This window comes from Zoogloea sp. (genome assembly GCF_023150065.1).
In the GTDB taxonomy this organism is placed as follows: domain Bacteria; phylum Pseudomonadota; class Gammaproteobacteria; order Burkholderiales; family Rhodocyclaceae; genus Zoogloea.
The window spans coordinates 1-9900 of record NZ_JAKLLN010000041.1 but is presented as its reverse complement, the minus strand read 5'-3'; the positions used below and the strand labels follow the sequence as shown (position 1 = coordinate 9900).

General features: G+C 67.5%; 9 protein-coding genes and 1 pseudogene. 4 read left to right on the top strand and 6 right to left on the bottom strand.

From position 1 onward, the window contains the following. Positions 1-275: pseudogene (locus L6Q67_RS23040) on the top strand (hypothetical protein); the annotation flags it as partial. Here L6Q67_RS23040 and L6Q67_RS23035 read toward each other — a convergent pair. Continuing rightward, positions 227-625, bottom strand: coding sequence for a hypothetical protein (locus L6Q67_RS23035; RefSeq protein WP_296575670.1), 399 nt, complete (start codon positions 623-625; stop codon positions 227-229). The pseudogene L6Q67_RS23040 and the gene L6Q67_RS23035 sit on opposite strands and share 49 nt — an antisense overlap. Positions 626-847: 222 nt before the next feature. Between L6Q67_RS23035 and L6Q67_RS23030 the strand changes: the two genes are divergently transcribed. After that, positions 848-2131: an aminotransferase class I/II-fold pyridoxal phosphate-dependent enzyme gene (locus L6Q67_RS23030; protein WP_296575668.1), complete on the top strand. Its 1284-nt coding sequence runs from the start codon at positions 848-850 to the stop codon at positions 2129-2131. A 50-nt stretch (positions 2132-2181) separates the two neighbouring features. Here L6Q67_RS23030 and leuA read toward each other — a convergent pair whose 3' ends face one another. Then, complete coding sequence (leuA, locus tag L6Q67_RS23025; RefSeq protein ID WP_296575665.1) at positions 2182-3876, bottom strand: 2-isopropylmalate synthase; 1695 nt, start codon at positions 3874-3876, stop codon at positions 2182-2184. Between the two features lie 389 nt (positions 3877-4265). After that, positions 4266-5723, bottom strand: a complete 1458-nt coding sequence (locus L6Q67_RS23020) for a hypothetical protein (protein ID WP_296575663.1) — start codon at positions 5721-5723, stop codon at positions 4266-4268. Positions 5724-5887: 164 nt separating this feature from the next. Here L6Q67_RS23020 and L6Q67_RS23015 point away from each other — a divergent pair, with 164 nt between their 5' ends. Continuing rightward, entirely contained in the window at positions 5888-6682 is a 795-nt protein-coding gene (locus L6Q67_RS23015) for a thymidylate synthase (protein WP_296575675.1), read from the top strand. Further along, positions 6679-7179, top strand: coding sequence for a dihydrofolate reductase (locus L6Q67_RS23010; protein ID WP_296575660.1), 501 nt, complete (start codon positions 6679-6681; stop codon positions 7177-7179). Before L6Q67_RS23015 ends, L6Q67_RS23010 begins: the two co-directional genes overlap by 4 nt. A 287-nt stretch (positions 7180-7466) precedes the next feature. Here L6Q67_RS23010 and L6Q67_RS23005 read toward each other — a convergent pair whose 3' ends face one another. The 3 genes from L6Q67_RS23005 to L6Q67_RS22995 all read right to left on the bottom strand — a co-directional run. Further along, complete coding sequence (locus L6Q67_RS23005) at positions 7467-8495, bottom strand: IS110 family transposase (protein WP_296575659.1); 1029 nt, start codon at positions 8493-8495, stop codon at positions 7467-7469. Positions 8496-8673: 178 nt separating this feature from the next. After that, positions 8674-9306 (bottom strand): 3'-5' exonuclease, encoded by a 633-nt coding sequence (locus L6Q67_RS23000; protein WP_296575655.1) that lies wholly within the window; start codon positions 9304-9306, stop codon positions 8674-8676. A gap of 3 nt (positions 9307-9309) precedes the next feature. Further along, a partial coding sequence (locus L6Q67_RS22995) for a putative nucleotidyltransferase substrate binding domain-containing protein (RefSeq protein ID WP_296575651.1) occupies positions 9310-9900 on the bottom strand: 591 nt, incomplete at its 5' end.

Genomic DNA, 9900 nt, shown 5'->3' with positions numbered 1-9900 from the left:
GGAGAGATGCCATGATGATGGAAGAACCGGCCCGCCACATGATGGGCGGCATGATGGGCAGCCCGATGACCCAGGGCGCCATGATGGCCGCCACCGGCTTCGCCGCCGGCCGCGGCCTGCTCGGCGGCGTGCTGTTGCGCAATCCGCTGCTGCTGATCGGCGCGGGACTCGTCGCCGGCTACCTGGTGCACAAGTACGAGAAGGAAATCGTGCTGGCCGCCTTCGATCAGCGCATGGCGCTACTGCTGAGCGAAGCGCTGGGCCGGTCGGCCTGAGACGTTACACGCCTCAGCTGCCGGCCGCCGCTGCAGGCGCACAGGCCACGGGCGCCGAGACGCATGCACTGCACGTCTCCCCGGCCGCAGGAGGCGGGCAGCTCACGGGCTTCCCCCTCCTCCATGTGATCGATGCGCAATAGCCGGAGGAAACGCAGCACCGCATCGCGGCACTTGAAGACGGTGAGCCGGCCGTCGTTGGCGCACAGCCAGCGCTCGTCCACGGTGATCGCCAGGCAGCCCGCGTGGCCGCCTTCCAGGGCATGCACCCGGACCCGCGTCTGGCCGAGCCGCCACAGGGGCGCCACGGCGAGTTCGAGCCAGGTCGACTGGCGTCCTTTGATTTCCATTTTTTCTCCTCCTGCGTGCCGCTGCGCGCCCTGTGGCCCCACCCGGTATTGTTTAGTTTCCGGGCTTGCCAAAGATCAGGACTGTCCACGCGCCACTTTGCGTATTATCCCCAGGCGACAAAAGGACGGGGAGCTGGAAATTCCCGGAATCACCTCCGGGAAAACCCTGATCCGACAAGGGTCATCCTCCACCGTCCCGCGCCTTCAACCCGGAGAAAGACGATGAAACTCGAAACCCTGGCCGTTCATGGCGGCTACAGCCCGGACCCGACCACCAAGGCCGTGGCGGTTCCCATCTACCAGACCACCTCCTACGCCTTCGACGACACCCAGCACGGTGCCGACCTGTTCGACCTGAAGGTGGCGGGCAACATCTACACCCGCATCATGAACCCGACCCAGGCGGTGCTCGAAGCCCGCGTGGCGGCCATGGAAGGCGGCATCGCCGGGCTGGCGGTGGCCTCCGGCATGTCAGCCATCACCTATGCGATCCAGACCATCGCCGAGGCCGGCGACAACATCGTCTCGGCCTCCACGCTGTACGGCGGCACCTACAACCTGTTCGCCCACACGCTGCCCCAGCTCGGCATCCAGGTGCGCTTCGCCGACTACCGCGACCCGGCCTCCTTCGCGCCGCTGATCGACGCCCGCACCAAGGCCATCTACTGCGAATCGGTGGGCAACCCGCTGGGCAACATCACCGACTTCGAGGCGCTGGCCGCCATCGCCCACGCCCACGGCCTGCCGCTGATCGTGGACAACACCGTGCCTTCACCCTACCTGTGCCGGCCCATCGAGCACGGCGCCGACATCGTGGTGCATTCGCTCACCAAATACCTCGGCGGTCACGGCACCACGCTGGGCGGCATCATCGTCGACAGCGGCAAGTTCCCGTGGGCCGAACACAAGGCGCGCTTCCCGCGGCTCAACGAGCCCGACGTGTCCTACCACGGCGTGGTGTACACCGAAGCCCTCGGCCCGGCGGCCTACATAGGCCGCGCCCGGGTCGTGCCGCTGCGGGGCATGGGCGCGGCGATCAGCCCGTTCAACGCCTTCATGATCCTGCAGGGCATCGAGACCCTGGCCCTGCGCATGGACCGCATCTGCGAAAACAGCACCAAGGTGGCCGCCTTCCTGCAGGCCCACCCCAAGGCGGCGTGGGTCAACTATGCCGGCCTCGCCGATCACCCCGACCACGCCCTGGTCCAGAAGTACATGGGCGGCCGCGCCTCCGGCATCATCAACTTCGGTGTGAAGAGCGCCGACGGCGACGGCAAGGCCGCCGGCGCCCGCTTCCAGGACGCTCTCAAGCTGGTCACCCGGCTGGTAAACATCGGCGACTGCAAGAGCCTGGCCTGCCACCCGGCCTCCACCACCCACCGCCAGCTGTCCGCCGACGAGCTCGCCAGGGCCGGCGTGTCGGCCGACATGGTGCGGCTGTCGATCGGCATCGAGCACATCGACGACATCCTGGCCGACCTCGACCAGGCCCTGGCGGCGGTGTAAACAAAACGGGCCGGGGATCACCCGGCCCGTTTCAGCTCCGTTTCTCCCGCTTACACGGCGCAGCCCGCGGCCTCCCGCGGGGCCGCCGTCTCGCCGCGCCGCGCCCGGATGCGGTTGCTCGCGCTGACGATGGCCTGCACCGAGGCCGTCACCGTATTGCGATGCATGCCGGCACCGAAGCAGCTGCCGGCGACGCCATCCATCGCCACTTCGACGATGGCCACCGCTGCCGCGTCGGCGCCCTCGCCCATCGAGCGCTCCTCGAAACCCTGCACCCGGATCGGCACACCGAGCGCCGCCACCGCCGCCTCGACCGGGCCGTTGCCCTCGCCGGTGAACACCACCGGCTGGCCGCCAAGCTCGGCCTCGATGCGGATGCCCTGCCGGCTGCCGGCCTCGAAGAGGTGGTGGGCCACATAGCGCACCGGCACGTCGGCCCCGAAGTATTCCTCACCGAAGAGCGTCCACAACTGGTGGGCATCCACCTCCTGGCCGCTGCGGTCGGTGAGGCGCTGCACCGCGGCGCTGAACTCCACCTGCATCCGCCGCGGCATCACGAGGCCGTAGTGGGCCTGAAGCAAGTGGGCGACACCGCCCTTGCCCGACTGGCTGTTCACGCGGATCACCGAATCGTAGCTGCGACCGAGGTCGGCCGGATCGACCGGCATGTAGGGCACAGCCCACGGGGCGTCCGGGCGCTGGCGCTCGAACCCCTTCTTGATCGCATCCTGGTGGGAGCCCGAGAAAGCCGTGAACACGAGGTCGCCCACGTAGGGGTGGCGTGGATGGACCGGCAACTGAGTGCATTCCTCGCTGATCCGGGCCACCGAGTTGATGTCCGAAAAATCGAGCCCGGGGTTGATGCCCTGGGTGTACATGTTGAGGGCGAGGGTCACCACGTCCACGTTGCCGGTACGCTCGCCGTTGCCGAAGAGGCAGCCCTCGACCCGGTCGGCGCCGGCGAGCATCGCGAGCTCGGCCGCCGCCACCGCGGTGCCGCGGTCGTTGTGGGGATGCACGCTGAGGACGATCTGCTCGCGGCGGGCGAGGTGGCGGTGCATCCACTCGACCTGGTCGGCGTACACGTTGGGCATCGCCACCTCGACGGTGGCCGGGAGGTTGAGGATCACCTTCTCGCCCGGCTGCGGGTCCCAGGCGGCGACCACGGCGTCGCACACCTCGCGGGCAAAGTCGAGCTCGGTGGCAGTGAAGGTTTCCGGGCTGTACTGGAGCACGAACTCGGTGTCGGGCTGCTCGGCGGCGAGCTGCTTGACGAGCATCACGCTGTCCACCGCAAGCTGGCGGACTTCGTCCCGGCTCATCCCGAAGACGGTCTCGCGGAACACCAGAGAAGTGGCGTTGTAGATGTGCACGATGACCCGCCGCGCGCCGCGCACCGACTCCATGGTGCGGCGGATGAGGTGCTCGCGGGCCTGGCTCAAGACCTCGATGGTCACGTCGTCGGGGATCTCGCCGGTCTCGATGAGCTGGCGGACGAAGTCGAAATCAGTCTGGGAGGCGGAGGGGAAGGCGACTTCGATCTCCTTGAAGCCGATCGCCACGAGCTTGCGGAACATCTGCAACTTGCGGGCGGCATTCATGGGTTCGAAGAGGGCCTGGTTGCCGTCGCGGAGATCGGTGCTCATCCAGATGGGCGGATGGGTGATCTGGCGGCTGGGCCACTGGCGGTCGGCGAGGGCGACCGGGGGAAAGGCGGAGTACTTGGTGTTCGGGTTCTTCAACATGATGGTCTTGTCCTTTGCTGTCGTCGGATGCGCTGCGAATGATGGGATGCGGACACGGGGCTGCCAGACTGCCGCGGGCTCGAGGCCTGGCAACCGGGGCGCAGTCGCAGGGACAGCAGGACGAAGTTCGACGAGATCATGGCAAGGGCTCCAGAGGCCGTGCGTGCAGGGACGCAATCCGCCCACATCGGGCGAGGCAGAGAAAACCAACAGGGAGGGGAAATAGATGTGTGCCCGTCAGGGCAGCAGCAGACCTAGCCCGGAGAAGGCCAGAGAAGAGAAGCGAGTGGTCTGTTGCGCGATGTTCATGGACGCAAAGTTAGCAGCTGGCAATCAGCAGGTCAAACATTGGTGTGATATGAAAGCAATAGCCGTCGTCTATTGCGATATCAGACCAGATTGCAACCGACGATCTGATAACCGGGCCCGTTCTGCAGTATGCCGGCCGGCGTGAGCTTGAGGAGGCGCCCTGCCACCTTGGCGAAAACATGGATGCCAGTGCGCAGCACGCCCGGCTCGCAGGCAATGCGCACGCCCCGGCCGGCGACCGGCACGTCGCACAGGATGCCGTTCCAGCTACGGCTGCCGTCGTCGAAAACCAGCAGCTGCGGGTCGCTCGAGATCGTCTGCAGGCCCATCGCGGCGCCTCGCTCGCCCAGGCGGACGCGGCGCACCACGGCCAGCACCCAGCGCCCGCCGTCGCCCAGGTTGGCCGCCACCATCGCGCCGACCCGGCAGACCTCGCCGTCCACGTTGGGCGACGAGACCGCAAAGCCGCTGCGGCTGGCGTCGGTGAGCGACCAGGCGGCGGCCGGACGCATCAGCGCCTCGCCGGAGATCAGCGAGCGGATGAAACCCAGCCCCGTTGCCAGCGCGATGGAGCCCTGCACCGGATGACGGCGATACTGCCGCATCGGCGGCACCGGCCCCCACTGGCGCGACAGATGGCGGATCGCCGACGCCACCGCTCCCGCACCAACCCCCGCAAAGGCCGGATCCAGGGCGCCCTCGGCGAGCATGCGACGCAGCTCGTCGAGCATCGGCACCGCGTCGGCGGCGCGAAAATAACGCAGCGAGCCCGGCTGGGGCTCGGCGGCGCCCAGCACGCGGCGGGGCGCGGCAAGCTTCGCGAGATCGATGGAGAAGAGGCTGCCGTCCGCCGGCTCAATGGAGAGATCGAGGGAGGTCTGCAGGTAACGCACCAGCTTGTCGGTCGCCTCGATGCGGTCGGGCGGCAGCTGGTCGAGGCTGGCGCACTGCAGCGCCACCAGCCGGGTGAACTCGCGGGCGATCGTCGAGCGGGTCTCGCGCCCCTCGCGGACCGTGACCGGCACGTTGAGCCCGCCGGCGGCGTGGGCGGCCCGGTAGGCGGCCCCGGCCCGGCGCCAGACGGCCTCAGTGAGCTCGTGATAGTCGAAGGCCACCCACTTCATCTCACCGGCCGCGGCACGCACCATCCGCAGCAGCATCTCGAGGCGCAGGCGGTTGCCGGGCTCGAGGGAGAAATCGGTGGCCAGGCCGGCCATCACCAGATCGTAGGCGCGGCCCAGGCTGGCGTAGTAATCGCGCCCGATCGCCTTGTAGCGCGCGCTGCGCGAGCCGTAGGCGTTGGAGAGGTAGAGCTCGGAGGCGTAGCGGAGCTGGGGCTGGGCCGCCTCGTCGAGGGCGACGACCAGGCCGGCCAGGTCGGGAAAGGGCACTTCCTCAAACTGAAAGGAGTCGAGCCAGCGGATCACCTGGACCAGGGCCGCCGGTGCGCCGTTGCTGCCGATATCTGCAAGCGTTCGGCCAAGGGCCTCCGCCTGGAGAAGCGGATGCGCATTCTCGACGACCGTACCAGCTCCCATAACCGCCTTGCGCCTTTCAATTTGTTGCAAAATATCGTTAAGCGTTTGATGTTAGCACAAAGGATTGAAAGCCCTTTGGCCCGCAGGCCAGTGAAGCGCCAATGCGGCATCACGCGGGCCGGGATCGGTTAAAATCGAGGTCCTTTTTCATGCCCTGGCCCGCCATGCGACAGTATCTCGAACTCATGCGCCACGTGGCCGAACGCGGCCATCGCAAGAACGACCGCACCGGCACCGGCACCCTCTCGGTCTTCGGCTGGCAGATGCGCTTCGACCTGGCCGAGGGCTTCCCGCTGCTCACCACCAAGAAGCTGCACACGCGCTCCATCATCCACGAGCTGCTGTGGTTTCTGCGCGGCGACACGAATATTAAATACCTCAAGGACAACGGCGTCTCGATCTGGGACGAGTGGGCCGACGAAAACGGCGAGCTCGGCCCCGTCTACGGCAAGCAGTGGCGCAGCTGGGAGGCCCCCGACGGGCGCAGCATCGACCAGATCGCCCAGCTCATCGAAGCCCTCAAGAAGAACCCGGACTCCCGCCGCCACATCGTGTCGGCCTGGAACCCGTCCGAGGTCGACCGCATGGCCCTGCCGCCCTGCCACGCCCTGTTCCAGTTCTACGTGGCCGGCGGCAAGCTGAGCTGCCAGCTCTACCAGCGCAGCGCCGACATCTTCCTGGGCGTACCCTTCAACATCGCCAGCTACGCGCTGCTCACCCTGATGGTGGCCCAGGTGTGCGGCTACGAGCCGGGCGACTTCGTGTGGACCGGCGGCGACTGCCACCTGTACGCAAACCACCTCGAGCAGGCCCAGCTGCAGCTCTCCCGCGAGCCGCGCGCCCTGCCGCAGCTGCGGATCAACCCGGAGGTGAAGGACATCTTCGCCTTCAAGTTCGAGGACTTCACCCTCGAGGGCTACGACCCGCACCCGCACATCAAGGCCCCGGTGGCGGTATGAGCAGACCCATCCTGGCCCTGATCGCCGCCTGCGGGCGCGGCCGCGTGATCGGCATCGACAACCGCCTGCCCTGGCACCTGCCGGAAGACATGAAGTTCTTCCGCGAGACCACCCGCGGCAAGCCGGTGATCATGGGCCGCAAGACCTGGGAATCGCTCCCCGATGCCTTCCGCCCGCTGCCGGGCCGGGCAAACATCGTGGTGAGCCGCAACCCGGGCTACCAGGCCAGCGGCGGCCAGGTGGTGGGCAGCCTGCCCGAAGCCCTGGCCGCGGCGGCCGGCGCAGACATCGCCTTCGTGATCGGCGGCGCCGAACTGTACCGCCAGGCCCTGCCCATCGCCGACCGCCTGCTGCTCACCGAGATCGACCAGGATTACCCGGGCGATGCCTTCTTTCCCGCCTTCACCACCGACGACTGGAGCGAAGCCAGCCGGGCCCCGCAGACATCCGCCTCCGGGCTCCCCTTCGCCTTCGTGACCTACGAACGGCGGCGCTGACATCCCGGGCCAGCGGGCCCATGAAAATCTATGGTCAGCCCGATTTTTGCAAGGCAGATTTGCGTGACCTATAGTGGGCTTGCTTAAATCTATCCGGGGTCGTGGTAGGCAAGTGTCTGCCCGCCCCATGATGAGAGCCGCGCCTGGCAAACCTCAAAAACGCCTCAGCGTTGTCCGCTGTTTTGCATGTCAGGTTTCTTGCCAGGCCGTTGAGCCGTTTAGGTCATCACACTTTCTACCGTCGCAAAACCAGATGGGCTACTTTGGTTAAACCGGTCTTCATCCGCTCAAGCGGCGCTTGCCGCGGGGTCGGACTGGTAATGCGTTCCTTTGGCGAGGATGGCCCAGGCGATCCTCGCCAATTTATTGGCCAGCGCACAGGCCACCACGTTCGAGTGGCGCCGGGTGAGCAGATCACGCACCCAGCGCCCGAGGCTGTCCTCGCGCTTGTCGATACGCTGCATGAGCACACGGGCGCACTGCACCAGCAGGCGTCTCAGGTTCTTGTCGCCCCGCTTGCTGATGCCCAGCAGCGTTGGTTTGCCTCCGGTGCTGTACTGGCGGGGCACCAGCCCCAGAGAGGCGGCAAATTGACGGCTGCTGCCGAACTGCCGCGCATCTCCGAGCTCGATGCTCAGCGCACTGGCGGTGATCGGCCCGATGCCGGGGATCTCCAGCAAGCGCTGGCTGGATTCGTCCTCCTTCAATTGCTGAGCGAGTTCCCGCTCCACTTCGGCGACCTGCTCGTCCAGATACGTGAAGTGCGCCCGCAGGCGCTCGAGCAGCGCGACCAGACGCACGGGGAGATCGGGATGCAAGGCCAGCACGGCCGGCAGGCGCTTGATGACCGCCAGCCCCTTGGGCAGGCTGATGCCGAACTCCAGCAGGAAGGCGTGGATCTGGTTGGTGGCGGCCGTGCGCTGCCGCACCAGCCCTTCGCGCACCCGATGCAGGGCCGAGAGCGTCTGCTGGGCTTCATTGCGAGGCGTCACGAAGCGCATGCTGGGCCGACTGGCCGCTTCGCAGATCGCCTGCGCGTCGTTGAAGTCGTTCTTGTTGCCCTGCACGAAGGGCTTCACGAACTGCGGGGAAATCAGTTTGGCGGTATGCCCCAATGCCGCCAATTGACGCGCGATCCAGTGGGCGCCGGCACAGGCTTCCATCACCACCGTGCAGGCGGGGACGTTCGCCAGTTGGCCCAGCAGCTGGCTACGCGTGAGTTTCTTGCGAAACACCATTCGGCCCGCCGCATCCTGCGCATGCAGGTGGAAGCTGTGTTTGCCCAGATCGATCCCGATCAGTGTCACGATGCTCATGATGGCCTCCCCAAAAACCAAAATCCCTACTCAGCGTAGTCCGCTGGGTAGGGATCGGGCTGACCATCTCATTAACGCCCCTCATGGGGGCGTCGGGTGGGAGCTGTAAGCTGTGTTGGCGCCGGCGCGGCGGCCGGTGTTCAGCAAGGGGCCGTGGGGCGGCCCCGATGGGGCGTATTCAGCCCCCCCGCAGCCACTTGCGGCTGCTCTGGGTATCGAGCAGGTCCTGCGGGCTGCTGAGGCCCTGGCTGCGGGCGCGGGCGAGGGCCACCTGGTGCAGCTGGGCGACCGCGAGGGCTTCGAGGAGGGCGTCGCGGGGGTCGAGGCGGTCGACGCCGAAGGCACCGAGCCAGGCGTCCATGCGGGCCTGGCCGCCGATGCGCTCGGGGTAGAGGCTGGGCAGCAGCACCATCAGGTCGAGCCATTCGAGGGCGGGCAGGGTGCCCAGGTGCTGTTCGAAGGCGCGTTCGAGCATGCCCCGGTTGAAGGGGGCGTTGAAGACCACCACCGGGGCGCGGGCGATGAAGCGCAATAGCCCGATGAGGGCATCGGCCGGCTTGTCGCCCAGCCGGGCCTGGAAGGCGTCGTCGGCGTGGATCAGGCCGCGGTTGATCGCCACCGCGCCCACCGCCAGCAGGCGCTGGGCGCCGTCGGCGGGGCCGGTTTCGGTGTTGACCACCACGTAGCGGGTTTCATAGTGGGAGCGGGCCAGGTCGGGCGCCGGCAGGCTGGCGGCGAGATCGAGGCTGGCCTGCTGCGGGGCGTCGAGGCCCGGGCCGCTGCCGGGCAGGAATCGGGAGAGCCAGTTCATGGGTCAGATCTGGTAGTCGAGCTTGAGACGGAGCTGGATCTTGCGGGCCTGCCGGAAGGCCTCCTTGAGGATGCGCCGGTCGAGCTCGTTGAGGTTGTCGGGCTTGACCCGGTTGTCGCCCGGGGCGCCGTGGTCGGTGTCGAGGTGCTGGTGGCGCAGGCGCAGGAGCTGGATGAAGTGGAAGCCGTCGGCCATCGCCGAGAGCTCCTCGGCCGGCATCCCGATGCGCGAGCCGCCCTGGCGCAGGCGCTGCACGGTGCTGGTGGCTTCGACGCCGGTGCGCAGGGCGAGCACGCGGGCGGCATCGACGAACAGGCGGGCACCGAATTTTTTGAGGTCGATGGTGCCGGGGTGCTTGGGGTCGTCGTCGGTCACGAAGTCGCGGATCTTGCCCAGCGGCGGCGCCACGTCGAGTGCGTTGGTGGCCATCGCCTTGAGGAAGGCCGGGTTGCCGCCGGTGAGGGCGAGCAGCCAGTGGCGCAGGTTGTGGGCGAGCTTCTCGTCGCCGTAGAGCACCCGGAAGTCGAAGAAGATGGTGGCGTTGAGGAGGGCCTCGGGGTGGGGCTCGCGGATCCAGCTGCCGAACTTTTCGCG